Origin of the sequence: Streptomyces sp. 796.1, assembly GCF_047525675.1 — a bacterium.
Classification (GTDB): domain Bacteria; phylum Actinomycetota; class Actinomycetes; order Streptomycetales; family Streptomycetaceae; genus Streptomyces.
In genome coordinates, this window is sequence record NZ_JBLIWA010000106.1 from 90,163 (window position 1) to 111,955 (window position 21,793).

Annotated in this window: 18 protein-coding genes and 1 pseudogene; 12 read left to right on the forward strand and 7 right to left on the reverse strand. The window is 74.4% G+C overall.

Annotated features, from left to right (window positions below):
• Positions 1 to 56: 56 nt before the first annotated feature.
• Positions 57 to 683 carry an FMN reductase gene (locus tag ACMA1D_RS32135; RefSeq protein ID WP_414727501.1) on the reverse strand — a complete coding sequence of 209 codons (627 nt, stop codon included), beginning with the start codon at positions 681 to 683 and terminating at the stop codon, positions 57 to 59.
• 121 nt (positions 684 to 804) lie between these two features.
• Positions 805 to 1,932 (reverse strand): LLM class flavin-dependent oxidoreductase, encoded by a 1,128-nt coding sequence (locus ACMA1D_RS32140; RefSeq protein ID WP_414727502.1) that lies wholly within the window; start codon positions 1,930 to 1,932, stop codon positions 805 to 807.
• A gap of 385 nt (positions 1,933 to 2,317) precedes the next feature.
• Here ACMA1D_RS32140 and ACMA1D_RS32145 point away from each other — a divergent pair, with 385 nt between their 5' ends.
• The 3 genes from ACMA1D_RS32145 to ACMA1D_RS32155 all read left to right on the forward strand — a co-directional run bounded on the left by ACMA1D_RS32145 (position 2,318) and on the right by ACMA1D_RS32155 (position 6,135).
• Positions 2,318 to 2,692 carry a hypothetical protein gene (locus tag ACMA1D_RS32145; protein WP_414727585.1) on the forward strand — a complete coding sequence of 125 codons (375 nt, stop codon included), beginning with the start codon at positions 2,318 to 2,320 and terminating at the stop codon, positions 2,690 to 2,692.
• Positions 2,689 to 3,444, forward strand: a complete 756-nt coding sequence (locus ACMA1D_RS32150; RefSeq protein ID WP_414727503.1) for an alpha/beta fold hydrolase — start codon at positions 2,689 to 2,691, stop codon at positions 3,442 to 3,444. The genes ACMA1D_RS32145 and ACMA1D_RS32150 overlap by 4 nt, the downstream gene beginning before the upstream one ends.
• A 960-nt stretch (positions 3,445 to 4,404) precedes the next feature.
• Positions 4,405 to 6,135: a SpoIIE family protein phosphatase gene (locus tag ACMA1D_RS32155; RefSeq protein ID WP_414727586.1), complete on the forward strand. Its 1,731-nt coding sequence runs from the start codon at positions 4,405 to 4,407 to the stop codon at positions 6,133 to 6,135.
• A gap of 34 nt (positions 6,136 to 6,169) precedes the next feature.
• On the opposite strand, the gene ACMA1D_RS32160 is transcribed toward ACMA1D_RS32155, so the two are convergent.
• Positions 6,170 to 6,523 carry a DUF3040 domain-containing protein gene (locus tag ACMA1D_RS32160; RefSeq protein WP_414727504.1) on the reverse strand — a complete coding sequence of 118 codons (354 nt, stop codon included), beginning with the start codon at positions 6,521 to 6,523 and terminating at the stop codon, positions 6,170 to 6,172.
• Between the two features lie 401 nt (positions 6,524 to 6,924).
• Between ACMA1D_RS32160 and ACMA1D_RS32165 the strand changes: the two genes are divergently transcribed.
• A complete protein-coding gene (locus ACMA1D_RS32165; protein WP_414727587.1) occupies positions 6,925 to 7,878 on the forward strand; it encodes a HAMP domain-containing sensor histidine kinase in 954 nt (317 codons plus the stop codon).
• The gene (locus ACMA1D_RS32170) at positions 7,875 to 8,534 is read left to right on the forward strand and encodes a response regulator (protein WP_414727505.1); all 660 of its coding nucleotides are present in this window, start codon (positions 7,875 to 7,877) and stop codon (positions 8,532 to 8,534) included. Before ACMA1D_RS32165 ends, ACMA1D_RS32170 begins: the two co-directional genes overlap by 4 nt.
• Before the next feature lie 84 nt (positions 8,535 to 8,618).
• On the opposite strand, the gene ACMA1D_RS32175 is transcribed toward ACMA1D_RS32170, so the two are convergent.
• The gene (locus tag ACMA1D_RS32175) at positions 8,619 to 9,122 is read right to left on the reverse strand and encodes an SRPBCC domain-containing protein (protein ID WP_414727506.1); all 504 of its coding nucleotides are present in this window, start codon (positions 9,120 to 9,122) and stop codon (positions 8,619 to 8,621) included.
• Positions 9,123 to 9,548: 426 nt separating this feature from the next.
• Between ACMA1D_RS32175 and ACMA1D_RS32180 the strand changes: the two genes are divergently transcribed.
• Together ACMA1D_RS32180 and ACMA1D_RS32185 are read left to right on the forward strand one after the other, a co-directional pair.
• Positions 9,549 to 10,064 (forward strand): methylated-DNA--[protein]-cysteine S-methyltransferase, encoded by a 516-nt coding sequence (locus ACMA1D_RS32180; RefSeq protein WP_414727507.1) that lies wholly within the window; start codon positions 9,549 to 9,551, stop codon positions 10,062 to 10,064.
• Positions 10,065 to 10,143: 79 nt separating this feature from the next.
• Positions 10,144 to 10,809 carry an alpha-ketoglutarate-dependent dioxygenase AlkB family protein gene (locus ACMA1D_RS32185; protein ID WP_414727508.1) on the forward strand — a complete coding sequence of 222 codons (666 nt, stop codon included), beginning with the start codon at positions 10,144 to 10,146 and terminating at the stop codon, positions 10,807 to 10,809.
• Between the two features lie 172 nt (positions 10,810 to 10,981).
• On the opposite strand, the gene ACMA1D_RS32190 is transcribed toward ACMA1D_RS32185, so the two are convergent.
• Positions 10,982 to 11,869: a glycoside hydrolase family 19 protein gene (locus ACMA1D_RS32190; protein ID WP_414727509.1), complete on the reverse strand. Its 888-nt coding sequence runs from the start codon at positions 11,867 to 11,869 to the stop codon at positions 10,982 to 10,984.
• A gap of 448 nt (positions 11,870 to 12,317) precedes the next feature.
• Between ACMA1D_RS32190 and ACMA1D_RS32195 the strand changes: the two genes are divergently transcribed.
• On the forward strand, positions 12,318 to 12,707 hold the full coding sequence (locus ACMA1D_RS32195; RefSeq protein ID WP_414727510.1) for a VOC family protein: 390 nt from the start codon (positions 12,318 to 12,320) through the stop codon (positions 12,705 to 12,707).
• Between the two features lie 598 nt (positions 12,708 to 13,305).
• Here ACMA1D_RS32195 and ACMA1D_RS32200 read toward each other — a convergent pair.
• Positions 13,306 to 13,683, reverse strand: a pseudogene (locus ACMA1D_RS32200) (HGxxPAAW family protein); the annotation flags it as partial.
• A 100-nt stretch (positions 13,684 to 13,783) separates the two neighbouring features.
• Between ACMA1D_RS32200 and ACMA1D_RS32205 the strand changes: the two are divergent.
• Positions 13,784 to 14,263 (forward strand): MarR family winged helix-turn-helix transcriptional regulator, encoded by a 480-nt coding sequence (locus ACMA1D_RS32205; protein WP_414727511.1) that lies wholly within the window; start codon positions 13,784 to 13,786, stop codon positions 14,261 to 14,263.
• A 327-nt stretch (positions 14,264 to 14,590) separates the two neighbouring features.
• Positions 14,591 to 16,858: a hypothetical protein gene (locus ACMA1D_RS32210; RefSeq protein ID WP_414727512.1), complete on the forward strand. Its 2,268-nt coding sequence runs from the start codon at positions 14,591 to 14,593 to the stop codon at positions 16,856 to 16,858.
• Between the two features lie 23 nt (positions 16,859 to 16,881).
• On the opposite strand, the gene ACMA1D_RS32215 is transcribed toward ACMA1D_RS32210, so the two are convergent.
• A complete protein-coding gene (locus ACMA1D_RS32215) occupies positions 16,882 to 19,671 on the reverse strand; it encodes a SpoIIE family protein phosphatase (RefSeq protein WP_414727513.1) in 2,790 nt (929 codons plus the stop codon).
• A gap of 124 nt (positions 19,672 to 19,795) precedes the next feature.
• Between ACMA1D_RS32215 and ACMA1D_RS32220 the strand changes: the two genes are divergently transcribed.
• Positions 19,796 to 20,422, forward strand: a complete 627-nt coding sequence (locus ACMA1D_RS32220) for an alpha-ketoglutarate-dependent dioxygenase AlkB (protein WP_414727514.1) — start codon at positions 19,796 to 19,798, stop codon at positions 20,420 to 20,422.
• A 388-nt stretch (positions 20,423 to 20,810) separates the two neighbouring features.
• On the forward strand, positions 20,811 to 21,662 hold the full coding sequence (locus tag ACMA1D_RS32225) for a SigB/SigF/SigG family RNA polymerase sigma factor (protein WP_414727515.1): 852 nt from the start codon (positions 20,811 to 20,813) through the stop codon (positions 21,660 to 21,662).
• The last annotated feature ends 131 nt before the right edge of the window (positions 21,663 to 21,793 follow it).

Consider the following 21,793-nt stretch of genomic DNA (forward strand, 5'->3'; position numbering starts at 1 on the left):
CCCCGGCGCCGGGGCGACGTCGGGGCGATTCGGGGTGGCGCCGGGGTGGCCTTGGGTCAGCCGGCGCGTACCGCAGCGAGTTGCTGGGCGAACGGGACCACCTCGTCCACCTCCACCTGCGGCTCGGACGGGGCGCCGCCGACGGCGCGGGCCAGTTGGCCGGCCGCCCGGTCGATCCGGCCGCCGAGCCCGTCCGTACGCTCATCACCGGCCGCGCCCCAGTCGGCGGAGGCCGCGTAGACCCCGGTGGGTACGACGATGGCGCGCAGGTAGCCGAAGAGCGGACGCAGTGCGTGGTCGAGCACCAGGGAGTGGCGGGCCGTGCCACCGGTGGCGGCGATCAGCACGGGCTTGTCCACCAGCGCGTCCTTGTCCAGTACGTCGAAGAAGGACTTGAACAGGCCGCTGTAGGAGGCGGTGAAGACCGGGGTCACCGCGATCAGCCCGTCGGCACCGGTGACCGACTCCAGGGCGGCGCGCAGGTCGGGGCTCGGGAATCCGGTGACCATGTTCTGGGCGATGGCGGTGGCCAGCTCGCGCAGTTCGATCACCTCGATCTCGACGGGCCGGCCGGCGTCCGCGAGGTGGTCCTTGGCGGCTGTGGTCAGCCGGTCGGCCAGCAGCCGGGTGGAGGACGGCTGGCTCAGGCCGGCGACGACGGCCACCAGGTGCAGGGGCTTCATGCGGTGCTCCTCGGGGTGGTTCGGAGGTGGCGGGGGGTGGGGGTGGCCCGCCCGCCGGGGCCTGGCCGTGGTGGGCGGGCCCCGGCGGACTACGGCCGGTGGTTGGCGGTGGGCGGGCCGATCAGCCGCGGTCGTCCGCCGCGTCCGGCGTCCGGTCCGCTTCCGCGCTGGCGGCTTCGGCGGCCCGGGCGATCTGCGTCGCGTGCGTGGGTCCTGCCGGCACGTTGGCCGGGCGGCCGGCAGCGAACTCGCGGCGCAGTACCGGAACGACTTCCTCGCCCAGCAGGTCGAGCTGTTCCAGCACGGTCTTCAGCGGCAGACCCGCGTGGTCCATCAGGAACAACTGGCGCTGGTAGTCGCCGAAGGACTCGCGGAAGGCGAGGGTCTTCTCGATGACCTCCTGCGGGCTGCCGACGGCCAGCGGCGTCTGCTCGGTGAACTCTTCGAGCGAGGGGCCGTGCCCGTACACCGGGGCGTTGTCGAAGTAGGGACGGAACTCGCGGACGGCGTCCTGGGAGTTCTTGCGCATGAACGCCTGGCCGCCGAGGCCGACGATCGCCTGCTCGGGGGTGCCGTGCCCGTACTGGGCGAAGCGCCGGCGGTAGAGGTCGATCAGCCGGATGAAGTGCTCCTTGGGCCAGAAGATGTTGTTGGCGAAGAAACCGTCCCCGTAGTAGGCGGCCTGCTCGGCGATCTCCGGGCTGCGGATCGAGCCGTGCCAGACGAACGGCGGGGCGCCGTCCAGCGGGCGCGGCGTCGCGGTGAAGCCCTGGAGCGGGGTGCGGAACTTCCCCTCCCAGTCGACCACGTCCTCGCGCCACAGTTGGTGCAGCAGCGCGTAGTTCTCGATGGCCAACGGGATGCCCTGCCGGATGTCCTGGCCGAACCACGGGTAGACCGGGCCGGTGTTGCCGCGGCCGAGCATCAGGTCCACCCGGCCGTCCGCCAGGTGCTGGAGCATCGCGAAGTCCTCGGCGATCTTCACCGGGTCGTTCGTGGTGATCAGCGTGGTGGAGGTGGACAGCAGCAGCCGCTCGGTCCTGGCCGCGATGTAGCCGAGCATGGTCGTCGGCGAGGACGGGACGAACGGCGGGTTGTGGTGCTCACCGGTCGCGAAGACGTCCAGGCCCACCTCTTCGGCCTTGAGCGCGATCGTCACCATCGCCTTGATCCGCTCGTGCTCGGTCGGCGTGCTCCCGTTGGTGGGGTCCGGCGTGACGTCGCCGACCGTGAAGATCCCGAACTGCATGTCGCTTCCGCCTCTCCGTCGCTCGGGGTGACCCCCGATCCGTTCGTTCAATATTCAACCACCCCTGTCAACGAGGTGCCACCTCGGCCTATTCCGCACCCGAGAGACCCCGTCTGACCTGCTACGACTTCCTTCCGTCGGAGCCGGGACCGGTGCGGCTCGGTGCCGCCGGTGCGGCTCGGTGCCGCTTCGTACCGCCCGATGCCCTTCAGCACGGCCCAGCGCCGCGTGGTGCTGCCCGGCCAGCGCCGTACGGGGCCACGGAGCGTGCGGTGACACGTACGGTGTGGGAGGGACAGTCGAGGGCGCTCCGCCACGGACGGCGGCGCGCTGCGGTGGACGGCCGCCGAGGTGCGGCCGGCGCGCGGAGAGGGTGATGGGCACGATGCGGGTGGGTCTGGTACGGACGGTGGGCGCCGCGACGGCGCTGTACGGGGTCGCGGTGACGGCCTGGCCCGACCTGCTGGCCAAGCCGTCGGGCCTGGCGGACCGCAGCGGGTCGGTCGCCCCCGCGACCCGCACCTCGCTGCGCCCGCTGGCCTGGCGGGACGCTGCCAGTGGGCTGGCCATGGTGGTGGCACCGGAGGGCCCGGCGCTGCGCACCGCGACCCTGGTGCGGATCGCCGCGGACTTCGGGGACGCCGCCCTGCTCGGACTGACGCTGCCCGACCGCAGTCGCCGCATCAAGGCGGTGGCCGTCTCGGTCGGCTGGGGCGCCCTGTCCATGGTGGGCCTGCTCGGGCGCGGGGGCCAGCGGTGACCGCGGACCTGCCCGGGTCGTCCGCCGGCGGCGAGGCCGCGCTGGTGCTGCCGGCGTCGGACACGCCACCGCGGGCCGCGGTCCTCGTCCTGCACGGCGGGCGCGAGGACGGGCTTGAGCCACCGCCCGCGCTGAACCTGCCCGGCGCCCGGATGGTGCCGTTCATCCGGGCGATCGCACGGGCCGCCGCCGGCCACGCGGTGGCCGTGGGCACCGTCCGCTACCGGCACCGCGGCTGGAACGGCGAGCGGGACGACCCGGCCCACGACGCGCTGCGCGCCCTGGACGAGTTGACCGCCCTGCACGGGCCGCTGCCGGTGGTCCTGGTGGGCCATTCGATGGGCGGCCGGGCGGCACTGCGGGCCGCGGCAGCGCCGCAGGTGCAGGCGGTGGTCGGGCTCGCACCGTGGTGCCCGGACGACGAGCCGGTGGCCCACCTAGCGGGCACGAAGGTGGTCGTGCTGCACGGTGACCGGGACCGGATCACCTCGCCCGACGCCTCACGCGCCTTCACCGACCGGGCCCGGCGGGCCGGCGCCGACGCCTGCACGCTGCTGCTCGCCGACGGGGACCACGCCATGCTGCGCCGGGCCGCGGCCTGGCACGCGCTCACCACCGGGGCCGTCAGCGGGCTCCTCGGCCTGGCCCCGCTCCCGCCGGTGGTCGCCGCCGCGCTGTCCGGCGCGCCACGTCCGCAGCGGCCGGCCGAGGACGGCGCGGCACAACCACTCGGATCGGAGCGGCACGGGTAGATCGGCCGGGCAGGCCCGTACCTTCCGCTGCCCGCGCCGCGGCGGGCCCGGCGGCCGTGCCGCCCGTCCCGCTCGCGCCACGGACGCGCCGCGCCCGCTACGTACGGCTACCGGCCGCTCGGCTGACGGTGACGTCGCAGGTGGGGCGCACGGGTGACACGTTGGGGGCGCGCGGGCGCACCGCCCGGACCTGGTGGAATCCTCTGGTGACGCCCGGGTGCCAGCCCGGCCAAACGCCCATAAGGTAGCGCCAGGGTGTGCGGGGAACTGATCCGACCGGATCGGTGGCCCGCCGGCGGCGCGGGCCCGGACCGGGTGTGCGGGTGGCCGGTGCTCCGGCACGGCACGCGGAACGACGGCGAGGTGCGGTACACGGTGCGGACATCACCACGGCACGGCCTCGGGCCGCTGCGGGGTGCGCACTGCGGGCACCGCGCGCCGCACCGGACCGCGCGGACCGTACGCGGTGCCGTCCGTCTCCCGTCTCCCGTCTCCCGCGTCCCACCTGGGCGAACGTCGGTCGGCTGCGGGCTGACCCCGGTTTGGCGGGCCGTTTCGGGCACGCCCCGTGCTGGCAGGGAACGGACGACCTACCAGGTCGTGGGCAGCGGGTACCCGCGAGCGGGCTAGAGTCGGCGACCCGGCAGGGGTGCTGGGGGTTACGGCGCGGTGGACACGGAGGAGACGGACGTGGAGCAAGGCCGGAAGAACGACGCCGGACGCGAGGCCACGCGCAGCGCCCCGGACAGCCGCTCCGGCCCTGCCACCGCGCAGCAGCACCCGGGCCACCGCGCGGGCTCGGCGGGCGCCACCGGTACGGGCGCGGGCGCGGAAGGCGCCCACGGCAGGCTGCAGGACCGGCCGCACCCCGGCGGCGTGGACGACTCCCACGACACCGCCGAGACCGCCCGCACCAGCACCACCGCCACCACCACCGGCACAACCGCCACCACCGGCACCATCCGCCGCGCGGGTGAAGGCACCGGAGGACCCGGCGTGGAGGGGGATGGGGCCGGTGGCCAACTCGCCTGGCTCAACGAGGCCAGCGTGCGCATCGGCTCCACGCTCGACCTGGTCACCACCGCACAGGAACTCGCCGACTTCACCGTGCCCCGCTTCGCCGACGGAGCGGCCGTGGACCTGTTGGAGTCCGTGCTGCACGGCGAGGACGGCGCCCAGCCGGGCGGCAGCGGCCGGCCGGCCACCCGCGCGCTGGCCGTCGCCGCGATCGACGCGCTGCTGCACCTGGAGCCCGACCCGGTCGGTGAGCTGAGCGCCAACGTCCACGACCAGTTCGCCAACGAATGCCTCACCCTCGGCAAGCCGGTGCTGGTCAGCCACATCCAGCCGGACGAGTTCGTCCGGGTCGCCCCCAGCCCCCGGGCCGCGGAGTTGCTGCGCCGGGCCGGGGTGCACAGCTATCTCGTGGTGCCGTTGATCGCCCGCGGTGTGCTGCTCGGCGCGGCGGACTTCATCCGGGCCGGCGACCGGGCCCCGTTCTCGGCCCTCGATCTCGAACTCGCCACCCAACTCGCTTCCAGGGCCGCCCTGTTCGTCGACAACGCGCGCCTGTACGAGCGTGAGCGCGAGCACGTGGTGACCTTGCAGCGCAGCCTGCTGCCCCGCGCCACGCCGCACACCCCGGGCCTGGCGGTCAACCACTGTTACGCACCGACGGCCAACCCCAGCGAGGTGGGTGGCGACTGGTACGACGTCGCGCCGCTGCCCGGGGGCCGTACCGCGCTGGTGGTCGGCGACGTGATGGGGCACGGCCTGGCGGCGGCGGCCACCATGGGGCGGCTGCGCGCCGTGGGCCGGACGCTGATGGCGATGGACATGGCACCCGACCGGGTGCTGGCCCGGCTCGACCTGGCCGCCCGCGATCTGGAGGAGGACCAGGTCGCCACCTGTCTGTGTGCCGTCTACGACCCGGCCGACGCCAGCTTCACGGTGGTCAGCGCCGGCCATCCGCTGCCGATGCTCATCGGGCCCGACGGCACGGCCTCCTTCCTGGAGGTGCCGGTCGGCGCCCCGATCGGCGCGGGGGTGATCCCGTACGACGGGCTGCGGGTGCCGGTCGAGCCGGGCAGCCGGCTGGTGCTGTACACGGACGGGCTGGTCAAGTCGCGGACCGCGGACATCGACAGCCAGTTGGACCGGCTGCTGCGGTCCGCATCGGCGCTGCGGTCAACCGACCTCGACGCGGTGGCCCTCAGCGACCTGGCGCCGGCCGGCAGCGAACGCTTCGACGAGGCGGTGCTGTTGGTGGCGGCGGCCCGGCCGGCCGCGGTGGCCGCCGGGCTGCGCGTGTGGGACCTGCCGGGCGACGGCTCGGCGGCCGGGGCGGCGCGCAGGCACGTACGGGAGCAGCTCGACCTGTGGCACCTGGGTGACCTCGCGGACGTGACGGAGCTGGTCGTCAGCGAACTGGTGGGCAACGCGCTGCGCTACGGCGGCGGGCCGGGGCGGCTGCGGATGCTGTGCGATGACCGGCTGCTGGTCGAGGTCTCCGACACCGGCCCCGACCTGCCCCAGATCCAGCACGCGTCGCCGAGCGACGAGGGCGGCCGTGGCCTGCAACTGATCAACATGCTCTGCCGGCGCTGGGGCTCGTGCCGTACGGCCACCGGCAAGGTGGTCTGGGCGGAGCAGGACGTGCCGGCGGGAGCGGCGCGCCCGACGGCTCCCTGAACGGGGCCGCTGCCCTCCCCCTGTTCGCCCTCCGTCAGTCGCCGTGCCGCCGGCCGTGCGCGTACCGGCCGTAGCGGTGCCGCTGCGGGTCGAAGAGGTTGCCCGCGGCGCCACCGGCCACCAGGCCGGTGGCGATGAGCAGGCCGTGGCTGGTGAGCACGCCGACGGTGAACAGGGCCACGGCGATGGCCAGCAGCAACCAGGCGGGGCCGCGCCGGTACTCGCGTGGCGCCTGCGGCCTGCCGTGCCCCATGCCGTGCGCGAAGTGCGGGTCCTGCCGCCGGGTCAGGGCGGCGAGGCCCTCCAGTACGTCGCCGCCCGCGGCCCGCTCGCCCGCTCGGGACGGGTGCTGCCGCGGGTCAAAGGACCCGCTCGGTCGTGGAGTCATCGGCGTCCCCTTCGTCTACGCGGTCCGCACGCCGTCCCGCCCGTCGACGCGGGCCCTGCCGGGGCCGTCGTGCTGGCTTCCACGATCACGTCCGGGGCGGCGCGTACGCCATCGGTGCTGACACCCATTTCGGGGGGTGGGGAACCTGTAGCCGGCACCGGGAGTGGGAACCCGTGACCGGCCTCCGCCTGCGCTTCCCTGCCGGGTGCGCGAGCCGGCCCGCGCACCCGGTGGCGCGCCGGGCACCGGTCAGATGGCAGCCTGGGCGCAGACCGGTGCATCGGGCACGGGGTTCACACCAGCGATAGTGGGGTCAGGAGATGAGAGGAGACCGTACCGCCGCGTCCGCGGCTGGGTGCACGGCGGGGTCTGCGGCTGGGTCCGGGTCCGTGGCCGGGTCGTTGTTCCGGCGGATCTTCCTGCTGAACGCCGCGGTGCTGGTCGCGGCTGCGGCCCTGCTGCTGCTCGGCCCGGTCACGATCTCCACCCCGGTGCTGCTGACCGAGGCGCTGATCCTCAGCGCCGGGCTCGCCGTCATGCTGATCGCCAACGCCGCCCTGCTGCGCCTCGGCCTCGCCCCGCTGCAACGCCTGACCCGGGCCATGACCACCATCGACCTGCTGCGTCCCGGGCCGCGGCCGGTGGCCGCCGGGCACAGCGAGATCGCCGACCTGATCACGACGTTCAACAGCATGCTGGACCGGCTGGAGGCCGAGCGGGCCACCAGCAGCGCCCGCGCCCTCTCCGCCCAGGAGGGCGAGCGCCGGCGCATCGCCCAGGAACTCCACGACGAGGTCGGCCAGACCCTGACCGCCGTGCTCCTCGAACTCAAGCGGGTCGCTGACCAATCCCCGGCCCCCGTACGCGAAGAACTGCTCCTGGTGCAGGAGACGACCCGCGGCAGCCTGGACGAGATCCGGCGCATCGCCCGCCGGCTGCGCCCCGGTGTGCTGGAGGAACTGGGTCTGGCCAGCGCACTCAGCGCGCTCGTCAACGAGATCCCGGACCACGGCGGGCCCACCGTCCGGCGCCGGGTGGCGGGCCCGCTCCCCGCACTCGGCGACGAGGTCGAGCTCGTCCTGTACCGCGTCGCCCAGGAGGGCCTGACCAACGCGGTGCGACACGCCCGGGCGCGCCACGTGGACCTGTCGCTGCGCCGGCTGCCCGACGCGGTGGAGCTGCGCATCCGCGACGACGGGCGCGGGCTCGGCGGCGCCCCGGAGGGTGCCGGCATCCGCGGCATGCGCGAGCGCGCCCTGCTCATCGGGGCCGATCTCGCCATCGGCCCCGGCCCCCAGGACGGCACCGAGGTGCGCCTGACCGTACCGACCACCCAGCGGGAGCCCCTGACGTGAGTGAACCGAAGAAGACCCGCATCCTGCTCGCCGACGACCACGCGTTGGTACGGCGCGGCGTCCGGCTCATCCTCGACAACGAGCCCGACCTGACGGTCGTCGCCGAGGCCAGCGACGGCGCCGAGGCCATCGAGGCGGCCCGCGCCGAACAGCCCGACCTGGCCATCTTGGACATCGCCATGCCCCGGCTGACCGGACTCCAGACGGCACGGGAGCTGTCCCGCAGCCAGCCGGCGCTGCGCATCCTCATCCTGACCATGTACGACAACGAGCAGTACCTCTTCGAGGCGCTCAAGGCCGGAGCGGCCGGCTACGTGCTCAAGTCGGTGGCCGACCGCGACCTGGTGGAGGCGTGCCGTGCCGCCATGCGCGACGAGCCGTTCCTCTACCCCGGGGCGATCACCACGTTGATCCGCAACTACCTGAACCAGGCACGGGCGGGCGACGGAGTCCCGCACAAGGCCATCACCGACCGCGAGGAGGAGATCCTCAAGCTGGTCGCGGAGGGCCACACCTCGAAGGAGATCGCCGACCTGCTGGTGATCAGCGTGAAGACCGTGGAACGGCACCGGGCCAACCTGCTGCACAAGCTCGGCCTGCGGGACCGGCTCGAACTCACCCGCTACGCCATCCGCGCCGGCCTCATCGAGCCCTGAGAGCCGGCCGGCCGGCTCGTCCGGCGAGCGGGCGGATGCGGGGCAGTGCGGAAAGCGGCGGCCTGGGCCCGTACGGGAGGTGGTTCAGCTCGGCCGTACTGCCTGCGGGCCGCCGCGCTCCACCACGGTCTTCAGCTCGCACAGGATCATCGTCCAGCCCAGCGAGACGGCCCGGAGCATCTTGCTCTGTGGGCTGTCGAACCCGTCGTGCACGATGGTCAGCTTGCTGCCCGCCGACGGCTCCTCGGCCTCCTCCAGGGTGAAGGTGACCTGGGAGCGCTCCGTGGCCGCCGCGGCGAACTCCTCGTCGGACTCGATGCCCACGATGGTCCGGTGCTCGGGTTGCAGCGGGTGCCAGGTGTAGGCGAGCCGCTTGCCCGGCTCCGCCACCAGGACGCGTTGCCCGTAGTCGTGGAAGTCGCCGTTCGGGTCCATCTTCCAGTCCACCGGCGACCCGACCTGCCAGTCGGAGCGCGGTCCGGTGCCGCCCATGTACGCGGCGACGTACTCGGGGTCGGTGAGGGCCCGGTAGAGCTCGTGCGGGGTGCCGTGTACGTAGATCACGTACTCGTAGGCGGGCTTGCTCATGCCTCGTGCCTCCAGGTCTTGCTGGGGTGGGGACGGCGCCGGGCGGCCGGCGCGCCCGCCCGGGCGACCGCGGTGGGCCGGCCCGCGGTGGACCGGGGCCGCCACGGATACGGGATGCGGTGGGCCGGGGTCCCCGGAACGGGATGCGGGGTGCACGCCTCGTCCACTGTCTCCGCCGGCACGGCGCTGGGCAACCTGCGGGCGACGCGCCGGCCGGGCGCCGCGGCGGGCCACGGGCCGCTCCCCGCGTGGCGCCGGGGGTGGCCCGCGGGGGCCGGTTTCGCCGCGGTCGCCGTGGCGTCGGAGACTGGGTGTGCGGGGTGGGCGGCGGCGTGAAGGCCATGTCCGAATCCCGCCAGACGGGGCGTGTGACGTGGCGCAAGCTGGTACCCGTACGACGCACGAAGACGAGGGAAGGACAGGCCGATGACGGTCTACACCACCATCGACAGCCCGCTCGGGGAGTTGCTGGTGACGGGTGAGCGCGACCCGATGGCGGCCGGCGGCACCACCGTGACCTCGCTGTCGATGCCGGGCCAGCGCTCCGCGCCGCAGGTCCGGCCCGACTGGGAGCCGGACGCCGGGGCGCTCGCGGCGCCGGTGGAGCAGGTGCGCGCCTACTTCGCGGGCGAGCTCACCCACTTCGACCTCGCGTACACGGCGGGCGCCGGCACCGAGTTCCAGCGCCGGGTCTGGGCGGCGCTTGAGACCGTTCCGCACGGCAGCACCACGACGTACGGCGCGATCGCCGAGCGGATCGGCGCCCCGCGGGCGGCCGTGCGCGCGGTGGGCACAGCGATCGGCGCCAACCCGCTGCTCGTCCTGCGCCCGTGCCACCGGGTCATCGGCGCCGGCGGGGCGCTGACCGGCTATGCGGGCGGGCTCGACCGCAAGGAGGCGCTGCTCGTGCACGAGGGCGCGCTGCCCGCGCGCCTCGGCTGAGCGGCAGGTCGGGGCCGCCGGGCATCCGGCGGCCCGCGGCACCCCGCGCCCTGTGCTCCCCCGTTTCGAGAGGTCGTCCGTGAACGCGCTCGTTCCCTGCCCCCGCACCACCGTGGCGCCCGGCGCCGTGCACGTGCCCGACTGGCTCTCGCCCGCCGAGCAGCGGTCGCTGGTGGACGCCTGCCGGCGGTGGGCGGTGGGCCCGGTGCCGATGCGGCACGTCCGGCTGCCGCGGGGCGGGACGATGTCGGTGCAGATGGTCGGGGTGGGCTGGCACTGGCGGCCGTACGCCTACACGCGGACCGCGCCGGATGTGAACGGGGCGCGGGTGGCGCCGTTCCCGACGTGGCTGGTGGAGTACGGCCGGCGGGCGGTGGCCGACGCCTACCAGGACCCGTCGGCCGCGGCCGGCTACGCGCCGGACGTGGCCCTGGTCAACTTCTACGACGCGGCGGCCACCATGGGCCTGCACCAGGACAGGGACGAGCGGTCGGCGGCGCCGGTGGTCTCGCTGAGCATCGGGGACAGTTGCGTCTTCCGGTTCGGCAACACCGAGCGCCGCGGCCGGCCGTACACCGACGTCGAGCTGTGCTCCGGTGACCTGTTCGTCTTCGGCGGTCCGTCCCGCTTCGCGTACCACGGGGTGCCGAAGGTCAGGCCGGGCACCGCGGACCCGGCCACCGGGCTGACCTCGGGTCGGTTGAACATCACGCTGCGCGTCACCGGGCTGGCCGCCGGCGGCTGACCCGGCCGGTACGGGCCGCCGGGGGGGTAGGGCCGGCTGCGGCGCCGGCCCTGACCGGTGCCCATGCGCGGGGCCCCGGCCGGTGCGTACCGGCCGGGGCCCGTGCTGTCGGCGCCCGGGGCGGGGCGCCTGGGTGTGGGGAACCCGGGGTGGAGCGGCTGGTGCGGGGGCGTCAGCAGCTCAGGTTGCCACCGGGGGTGGTGCCCAGGACCTGCACGAAGCGCTGGTAGGCGTTGATGCGGCTCTGCACCTGGCTCGGGTTGCCGCCGTTGCACTCCAGGGTGCCGTTGATGGACCGGATGGTCTCGCCGAAGCCGGCGCCGTTGACCATGGCGTTGTGCGGGGTCATCGTGCCGGGCCCGGACTGGGTGTTCCAGTACCACAGGGCGGTCTTCCAGGCCACCGCCGGGTCCCGCTCGACCAGCCACGGGTTGCCGAGCAGGTCGATGCCGAGCGCGTCACCCGCGGCCTTGTAGTTGAAGTTCCAGCTCAACTGGATCGGCCCGCGGCCGTAGTACGCGGCCTGGCCCGCGGGACAGCCGTAGGGCTGGTTGCGGTCGCAGTAGTGCGGGTAGTTGGCCTGGTTCTGCTCGACGATGTGGACGAGGCCACCGGTCTCGTGGTTGACGTTGGCGAGGAAGGCGGCGGCCTCCTGGCGCTTGACCGTCTCGCTGCCGGTGTTGGCGAAGGCCGGGTACGCGGCGAGCGCGTCGGTGAGACCGCGGTAGGTGTAGAAGGGGTTCCGGTTCGGGAACATCTGGTTGAACTGGGCCTCACTGACCACGAAACCCTCCCCGGTGGGCGGGTCACCGCCGCCGTCGCCACAGGCGCCCTGGTCGGACCAGACGTCGGCCGAGCCGGGCTTCTCGTTCTGGGTCCACCACTTCGCCGACCAGTTGTGACCGTTGTACGAGACGGTGTTGCCGCCGGTGTAGACGGCGCTTGAGGTCCAGCCGGCGGCGCAGGCCGTCGCGGCCGACGCACTGGATCCCGGCAGGAAGACTGCGAAAGCGAAGGCCGAAGCCAACGCGGCGAACAGGGCGAGCAGGCGTTGTCTCATGGGGCTTTACTCCTTCGCACGGCCACCGGACGCGGTGGCCCACGGGCCGCGCCGATGGCTTTGGGGGGAGGAAACCAAGGTGAGGGGAACCCAACCGAATCGCCCTGAACCTGTCAAGGTATAGACCAAAAGCGATGCCACCCGGGCACCCCGCACCTGCAAACGGTCTCGCAGCCACCCCAGGCGTCACTGCACTGCCCGCGGGCCCCGCGAACGGGCGCACCCGGCGCGTCCCGCACCGCACGCCCCCAGCCCGACCGGGCGCCGGACCAGGCAGAAGAGGGCGCAAGCAGGCGGCCGGCCAGGCGTGTTCGGATGTCGCGGCGGCCGGCGGCCGTGGCCCACACACCGAGCTGACCGGGCGCGGCCGGCGACGCTCGGGGCGACGGCGTCTGCAAAGATCGCAGGCGTCCACGGCAGCCCGTACGACCCACCTTGGAGCAGTCCCATGCGCGTCATCGCCTTCGACCACCTCGTCCTGACCGTCGACGACGTCGAGCGCTCGCTCGCCTTCTACTGCGGCCCGCTGGGGCTCGACCCGGTGCGGGTGACGGAGTGGCGGGCGGGACAGGCGCCGTTCCCGTCGGTGCGGGTGAGCCCGACGACCATCATCGATCTGGTACCGCGGGCGGCGGACGCACCCCGGGGCAGCAACGTGGACCACATCTGTCTGGTGGTCGAGCCGCTGGACTGGCAGCAGGTCGTCGCGTCCGGCGAGTTCACGGTGGTGGACGGCCCGGGCGAGCGGTTCGGCGCCCGGGGCTCGGCGCAGTCCCTGTACGTGGCCGACCCGGACGGCAACACGGTGGAACTGCGCTGGTACCCGCAGGACGCGTGAGGCGGAGCGGGGCGGCCTGGACGTGTGAGCCGGAGCCGGGATGCCTGGAGGGACGCCCGAGCGGGGGACGTCCGGCCGACCCGGGGCGGTGCCCGCTTGCCGCGGGGGGGGGGCGGCCCGGCGTCGCATGACGCCGGACCTCTCCCCCCCGCTCCCCCGTGGGCGCACGGCTGCGCGTCCCGCCGGCCGCCGCGCCATCCGCCGGCCGCGGCGCGCCCGGAGCGTGGTGCCGTCCCCCGTGGCGACACCCCGCCGTCGGCGTCGCCCCGGCGGCGGCGCGAGCATGCCTGCCGTCCGGGCCGGACCGGCGCCCCGGGGGGCTCAACTGTCCTGCTGCATCAGGTAGTTCGATCGGAACGCCGGCGCGGGGCCCGGGGCGCAGCGGGGCCCGGGGCGCAGCGGCGCCCGGCGCCACGGCGGGCGCGGGTCAGGCTGAGCCAGACTCCGCACCGCCGGACTCCGCGGTGCCGGGGTCCGCGGTGCCGGGGTCCGCGGTGCCGGGGTCCGCGGTGCCGGGTGGGGCGCCATCGGGTGAGGCGGCGTCAGGCGGTGCGAGGACGGGCGGGGCGGGGCCGGGTTCGCCGTTCCCGGGCGGCACGTCGGCCCCGGCGGCCCGTGTCACGCCCGCCGCTCCCGTACGCATCCGATCCGCGCCCACCCGCTCCCCAGCCACCGGCCTGCGCCCGGCGAGCCGGCAGCCGAGGCAGTCCGGGTGCCCCTGACGTGCCGACAGGTCGCGGACCCGGATGCCCCACTGCTCGCGCGGGCGCACTCCGCTCGGCTTGCCCCAGCCGGCCAGATGGAGCAGCCAGGTCACCACGGGCGCGGCCACCAGCAGGCCGAGACCGAGCCACAGACCCACCGGACGCCAGCCGACCAGCCCCGCCCCCGCCACGCCCGAGCCGGCGACGGCGAGCGCACAGCCCGTCCAGCCGGCCACGGTGTGTCCCTCGTCCCACTGAGCGTGCGCACTCATGCGTTTCTCCCCCGGGCCGCGCCGCCGGGCGCGGGTATGGTCTCTGACAGAAACGATATGGCTTACGAACTAAGCTTCTTAGAAGCTAAGGAGATTTCGCTTGGAAGGCAACCCCCACCCCGCGACCACGCCCCAGGAGGCGCAGCGGGCCATGGACCACTTCGTCGCCGCCAGCCATATCGCCCAGCAGGAGATCGCCCGCCGCCTCGGGCTCAACTCCACCGACTTGACCTGTTTCGGCTACGTACTGGAAGCCGGCGCCGAGCCGCTGACCGCCGGCGACCTCGCCGAGCGGGCCCATGTGACCACCGGCGCCGTGACGGGCATCCTCAACCGGCTGGAGCGGGCCGGCTTCGTCGCGCGCCAGCCGGACCCCGAAGACCGCCGCCGGGTGCGCATCGTCGCCGAACCGGCCGCGCTGACCCGCGTCTACGCGGTGTACGAGCCGTTCTACGGGCGGCTGGCCGCGCTGTACGCCGACTACTCGGCCACCGAACTGGCCACCCTCGTCGACTTCTTCCGCCGCGCCGACACCCTGGTCAGCGACTACCTGGAGGAGACCCGGAGCCGAACGGTGTAGCCGCCGGGCGCCGACGCCGGGCGCGCCGCAGCGGCCGGTGACGGCGCGACCACCCTCCCCCCGCCGATGAACACCAGAGCAACACGGCTCGACTTCCAGGCTTCCCGCACGCTACGGAGCGCGGCCCCCCGTTTCACGTGCCCGAATTCCCACAACCCGGGCCCGGCTTCGCCTGTCTCACCGGCAGGAGTTGGACCAGGCACGACGGAGGAGAAGTCGGTGTCACCCAGACGTAGACCACAACCCCACCCCCGCGGCGGGGTAGTTCGAGCACGGCGCGCCCCGGGTGGGGAGCGCCGTGCGGCGCACCGGCTCGGTGCGGCCCTGGTGACGGTGCTCGCGCTGGGCGCGGGGCTGACCGGTACCACGGCCCCCGCGGCGGCTGCCGAATCCGCGGCCGGCGGCCCGCAGGTGCCGACCACCACGATCCCCGGCGAACGGATGGTACTGCCGAGGTCGGCGGGCGCGATCGCCGCCGACGGCACCGGATACCTGTCCTCACTCTCGCCGCGCAACCCGAGCGGCCGGGCAACCTGGGTGGGCGACGACGGCCGCAAGGTCGCCGACCTGCCCATCGCCGCCGCGTACAACGGCGGCTACGGCCTGGAGCGGGTGGCGGACAGTCAGGACCGGCGCATCCGGCACTACGCGAGCGGCACCACGGTGACCGTGGACGTGCCCGAGACCGACGCCGTCACCGACGTGTTCGCCAAGAACCGGCTGGTCACCCTGCGCAAGGTGAACGGCAAGAACACCCTGCGGCTGCTTGAAGTGCCCGCCGGCGGCGGCAAGCCGGTCGAGCGGGCCGTCACCGGGCTGCCCGACGACATGGGCCCCTACCTGTACACGCCCGCGTCCGACAGCACGGGGGCGGTGTTCTGGTACAAGCCGGTCGGCGACGGCCCCTGGCGCACCGTGCTGCTCGACTTCGCCAGTGCGAAGGCGACGCTGCTGCCCACCGAGCAGTACGGCGTCGTGGAGTACCCGCGGCTCTCGCCCGACAAGATCGTCTTCCTGGCCGTGGACAAGAAGTTCGACGTTTCGCACACCTACGTGGTCGACCGGCACCACCCCGAGCGTCCCGGCACCGCGATCACCACGCTGGACGGCGCAACCGACTTCAACACCGAGACCGGTGTGGTGGGTGACTGGCTGGTGTACGTGAGCCCGACCGACAAGCAGCGGCCGGTGCGGGCCGTGCCGCTGTCGGGTGGGCCGGTGCGGACCCTGCTGCCGCGCTCGCGGGACCTGATCGTCTCCGCCGAGGACGGCAGCCTGCTGGTGGAGGGCGGCAGCGGCGCGGACGACTGGGCGCTGCGCCGCATCACGGCCGGGCCCGGCGGGGAGCCGGCCGTCGCGGTGCGCACCGCGCTCCCGGCGCGGTCGGTGTGGGAGGTCGGCGGGCTCGCCGTCGACAAGGGCCGGGTGCTGCTCGCAGGCGAGAACCCGCGCAGCACCGAACCCTACGACGGCACCTCGCTGTCCACCTCCGACCTGTCCCTGTCGACGGACGGCAAGCTGACCGCCGGCCCGCTGCGCGACGAGGGCGACCTGGGCTACTGGGTGCCGGGTGACGGCTCCGGCGACCCGGGCTCCAGCGGCTACTACGTCTCCTGCTACGGCGACTGCCTGCGGCTGACCGGCACCGGCGAGGGGAAGGTCGTCCACAAGACGTACGAGACGCCCCACGTGGTCGCGGCGGCCGGCACCTACCGGGTGGTGCGCCCGTACGCGGAGCGCCAGGAAGTGCGCGACGGCGCCAAGGTGCTGGCGACCGGCCCGGCCAGGGCCGCTGCCCTGTGGGGCAACACGCTGTGGACGCCGGGCAGCACCACCGGCACGCTCACCTCGACGTCGCTGCCGTCGATGAAGGTGACCGGCACCATCCAGACCGGCGCGACCTGCGGCGCGGCGGACCTGGCCGACGTGCAGGCCGTGGGCCGCTGGCTGTACTGGTCCTGCGGGCCGGGTCGGGCCGCGGGCGTCTACGACCAGACGACCCGGCGCGCCATCAGCGTGCCCACCGGGCCGGCCCAACTCGCCGACGGCTACCTGGTGAGCCAGGACGACGCGGCCGGCGCGCTGAAGATCACCTACTTCCCGGACGCGGTCCCGGCCGAGCAGGTGGGCACGCACGTACTGACCGCGTTGCCCGCCCCGCTGCACGCCCCGCAGGACCGGCGCGGGCTGTTCTGGGCGGTGGACCGGTTCGGCGGCGCGGTCGCCTCGCTGGACGCGCACGGCGACGTGAAGGTGCAGTGGCCGCAGGTGCGCACCTCGCCGCTGGCGGCGACCGCCACCTCGGTGCCCGCGGTGCTCGACGCCCGCAAGGCGGGCACCTGGAAGGCGTCCTGGCAGCTCTCGAAGGCCGTCACGAACTGGAAGCTGACGGTGCGCAGGACGCCGGGCGGCCAGGTGGTGCGCGAGTTCTCCGGCTCCGGTGCGCGCGGCGCGCTGTCGGTCGAGTGGGACGGCACCTCTGGCGGCGTCAAGGTGCCGTCGGGCGGCTACCGGTGGACGCTGACGGCGCAGCCGGCGAACAGTTCGGACAAGGCGTTGACCGTCTCCGAGGCGCTGGCGGTACGCACCCGCTGAGGCCGGCGGTCGGCGGCACGCGCCTATCCGTGGGTGCGCGCCGCCGGCTGCGGTAGCGGCTGTTCGGTCCAGATGACCTTGCCGGTGGGGGTGTAGCGGGTGCCCCAGCGCTCGGCGAACTGGGCGACCAGGAACAGGCCGCGCCCGCCCTCGTCGGTGGTGGCCGCGTAGCGCACGTGCGGGGCGGTGCTGCTGGCGTCGGCGACCTCGCAGATCAGGGCGGCGTCGCGGATCAGCCGGACGCGGATGGGGCCCGAGGTGTAGCGGATCGCGTTGGTGATGAGCTCGCTCAGGATGAGTTCGGTGGTGAACGCGTCCTCGCCCAGGCCCCAGGCGGCGAGTCGGCCGCTGACCTTGGCCCGTACGCCGGCGACCGCGGCCGGGTCGGCGGGCACCTCCCAGGTGGCCACCCACTCCCGCGGCACCGCTTCGGCGCGGGCCACGAGCAGCGCCACGTCGTCGTCGGGGCGCTGGCCGACCAGCGCGTCGAGGACCGCGCGGCAGGTCTCGTCCGGCGTACGGAGCGGGCCGCGCAGGGTGTCGGCGAGCCGGTCGAGGCCGGCGTCCAGGTCGCGGGTGCCCTGGTTGATCAACCCGTCGGTGTAGAGCACCAGTCGGCTGCCGGCGGGCACCGGGAACTCGACGGCCTCGAAGGGCAGTCCGGTGACGCCGAGCGGTAGTCCGGCCGGTACGTCGGGAACCTCCACCGTGCCGTCGGGGCGCACCAGCAGCGGCGGCGGATGGCCGGCGCGGGCCAGTACGCAGCGGCTCTCGACCGGGTCGTAGATGGCGTACAGGCAGGTCGCGCCGGTGACCGGGGGCGCGCCGCCGGTCGCTCCGGCACTGGTCGCTCCGGGGCCGTCCGGGAAGCCGCCGTGGACCGCGTGCTCGGCGTCGTCCGCGGGGCCGGCGTGATCCACGTGGTCGATGCTGGTGACGAGTTCGTCCAGGTGGCCGAGGAGTTCGTCGGGCGGCAGGTCGAGCGAGGAGAAGTTGTGCACGGCGGTGCGCAACCGGCCCATGGTGGCCGCGGCGTGCAGCCCGTGCCCGACGACGTCGCCGACGACGAGCGCGACCCGGGCCCCCGGCAGCGGGATCACGTCGAACCAGTCGCCGCTGACCCCGGAGCTGGCCAGCAGGTAGCGGTGCGCCACGGTCAGTGCGCGCTGTTCGGGCAACCCGCGGGGCAGCAGGCTCTGTTGGAGGGTGACGGCCATGGCGTGCTCGCGCGTGTAGCGGCGGGCGTTGTCCAGACAGACGGCGGCGTGCGCGACCAGCTCTTCGGCGAAGGCGAGGTCGTCCTCGTCGAAGGGGGCGGACGCGTCGGCGCGCCACAGCCCCACCACGCCCAGGATGCCGCCGCGGGCCCGCAGCGGCACCGCGATCAGCGCGTGCAGCCCGTCGTCCACGATGCGCCCGGTGCGCTCGGGGTCCTGGGCCCGCCACTGGGCCGCCGTGCGCAGCCGCGGCTCCCAGGCGGCGCGCCGGGCCGTGACGCAGCGGGCGTAGGCGGTGCCGGGCGCGACGTCGATGAGCGTGCCGACCGGGTACAGCGGATGGTCGGTGCGGACACCGGCCAGGGCCGCGCGGCGCAGCCTGCCGACGCCGTGGGCCGGTGGCTCCTCGCCGCGCACCACCGCCTCGGCCAGGTCCACGGTGACGAAGTCGGCGAAGCCGCCCACCGCGACGTGCGCCAACTCCTCGGCCGTGCGGCGCACGTCCAGGGTGGTGCCGATCGCGGTGCCCGCTTCGTACAGCAGTCGCAGGCGGTTGCGGGCGCTGTCGGCCCGGCCGCTGAGGGTGTGGAGTTCGGTGGTGTCGCGCAGGGTGGCGACGGTGCCGGGTGGGCCGCCGTGCCGGTCGGTGGGGCGGTTGTTCACGGCGAGGAGCCGGTCGCTCGCGCGGACCACCTCGTCGGTGGTGGCGCGGCCAGAGGCGAGCACGTCGGCCAGCGGGGCGTCCAGGCCGAGCGCGGTGACCGGCCGGCCCTCGGCGTCGGCGGGCAGTGCGAGCAGGCGCCGTGCCTCGTCGTTGGCGAGCAGCAGCCGGTGGTCGCCGCTCACGATGAGGACCCCCTCGCGGACGGCGTGCAGCACCGCGTCGTGGTGCTCGTACATCCGCGTCATCGTGGCCGGGTCGAGGCCGTGGGTCTGGCGGCGCAGGCGGCGGCCGGCGAGCACGCTGCCGCCCAGGGCCAGGGCCAGGCCCGCGGTGCCGCCACCGAGCAGGATGGGCAGTTCGTCGTGGAGCGAGTCGCTGACCCGGCTGGTGCGCAGGCCGGCGGAGACCAGGCCGACGACCCGGCCGTCGCCGTCGGTGACCGGCACCACCGCCTGGACGACGTCTCCGATGGTGCCGTGCACGGTCTCGGTGCTGGTCAGGCCGCGGCGCGCGGGCCCGATGTCGCCGACGAACTTGCGCCCGATCCGGTCCCGCTCGGGGTGGGTGTAGCGGGTGCCGTCGGTCCGCATGACGACGACGAAGTCCACGTCGGAGCCGGTCCGCGCGCTCTCGGCGCGCGGCTGGAGGGCGGCGCTGGGGTCGGCCGAGCGCAGCGCGTCGGGGATGCCGGGCGCCTGGGCGAACGTGGTGGCCACGGCCAGCGCGCGGTGGCGTGCCTCGCGCTCGTCGTCGCGGCGGGTCTGGAGCACCAGCGCGGTCAGCCCGGTGGCCACGATCAGCAGCACGATGAGCACCTGGAGCCAGAGGATCTGGCCGGCGATGCTGCGTACGCCGAGGAGCGACCGGGGACGGTCCGGTGCCGGGTGGGGTCCCCCGGTGGCGGCGGTTGACGCGTACCGGGAACGGCCCATGCGCACATGCTGGCATCCGGGTGACGCCCGGGCGACCGTCCAGTTTCCATAAAAATCCGACCATCGCCGCTTTGCCCACATCCTTGAATCGAGCATGTGTTCTATTCGGGCGTATGCTGGCGGCATGCCGGTTCCGCTGCAAGGTTCGCTCTTCGCCGCCGCCGAGGAGGTCGGGCCCCAACCACTGACCGCCCTGCGCCGCACCCATCTGGCGCACGGCGCCTGGATCGACGTCCTGCCCGGCTGGCTGACCGGCGCGGACGCGCTCTTCGCCACGCTGGCCGAGTCGGTGCCCTGGCGCGCCGAACGGCGCCGGATGTACGAGCGGACGGTGCAGGTGCCCCGCCTCCTGGCCACCTACCGGGCCGGCGAGCGGCTGCCGCACCCCGCGCTCGAAGCGGCCAGGGACCGGCTCAGCGCGCACTACGCGGCGGAGTCGGGCGAGCCGTTCGTCACCGCGGGGTTGTGCTTCTACCGCGACGGGCGGGACAGTGTCGCCTGGCACGGGGACCGGATCGGTCGGGGCGCCAGTGAGGACACGATGGTGGCGATCGTCTCGGTCGGCCAGCCGCGCCCGCTGTTGCTGCGCCCGCGCGCAGGCGGCGCGGTACTGCGCCGGCCACTGGGCCACGGCGACCTGATCGTCATGGGCGGAAGCTGTCAGCGCACGTGGGACCACGCGGTCCCGAAGACGCGACGGTCCGCGGGCCCGCGCATCAGCATCCAGTTCCGGCCACGCGGGGTCTCCTGAGGCACCCACGCACGTCGTGCTGGCCGGGGCGGGGAACGCCAGGGGACGAGGAACACGGGACGCGGCCCACCGGCACGGACGCAGCACCGCCCGCCCTCCGGCGCGTACGACCGCGTCCCCGGCACGGCACCGGCCCGCGCCCCAGCCCCACCGCCTGAATGCGTCAGCCGGGGGAAGTGGCTACGGTGGAAAGTGCCCGACCGGCCCCGAGACGGCGGTCGGCAGTGCTCGCTGCCGACGGTGCCCGTGCAGGCCGCGAGGGCGAGCAGGACGTGCTACGGACCCAAGGCACGCACCACCCCGGGGCGGTCACCGCTCCTCCTTGCCGTGGGGAGCGACGAAACGGCGCCCCGGTGGAGATCCGTCCGCCGTTCCGGGAGCTGTTTCCATGACCACAGCCCGAGTACACCGCGATCGCCCGGCCAAACATCCGCACGACGACGCGCCCGATACGGCCGCCGACTTCCGTCGGCTGTCCGTGCTCGACGACGGCCCGGAGAAGGACGCGCTGCGGGCCCGCATCATCACGGCCTGGATACCGATGGCCAACCGCCTCGCCCGGCAGTTCCGCAACCGCGGCGAGGCCCTGGAGGACCTGCGGCAGGTGGCGCAGCTCGGCCTGGTGAAGGCCGTCATCAGGTACGACCCGACCCGGGGCATCGCCTTCGAGAGCTTCGCCGTGCCGACCGTCGTGGGCGAGGTGAAGCGGCACTTCAGGGACCACATGTGGGAGGTGCACGTACCCCGCCGGGTGCAGGAGCTGCGCAACCGGGTGCGCACCGCCTGCCGGGAACTCGGCCCGAGCCTGGAGGACCGCGTCCCCGACGTCACGGAGATCGCCGCGCACACCGGGCTGAGCGCGGACGACGTGCGGCTGGGGATGCAGGCGCTCGACAGCTACACGGCGCTGTCGCTGGACGCCGAGCTCTCCAGCACCGAGGACGGCTACTCGCTGCTGGACACGCTGGCCGACCAGGAGCCCGGTTTCGACCAGGTCATCGACCGGGAGGCGGTACGGCCCGAGCTCAGCAGGCTGCCCGAGCGCGAGCGGTACATCCTCTACCTGCGGTTCTTCTGCGACATGACGCAGAGCCGGATAGCCGAACACCTCGGCATCTCACAGATGCACGTCTCACGCCTGATCAACCGCACCTGCGCCGCACTGTGCGACCAGGTGATGACGGACCGCCCGCGCCGCACCGCCCCGCGCCCACCGGGCCCGGGCCACCCCGCGGCCTAGGAGCCCGACGGCAGGCCCGGCAGCAGGCCATCGGCCAGCAAGACCCGGCGGCGTACGGACGACGTACGAGCGATGCACGGGCAAATGTGCAGACGATGTACGGGCGCCCCCGACCCGCCCCGCATGTCGCG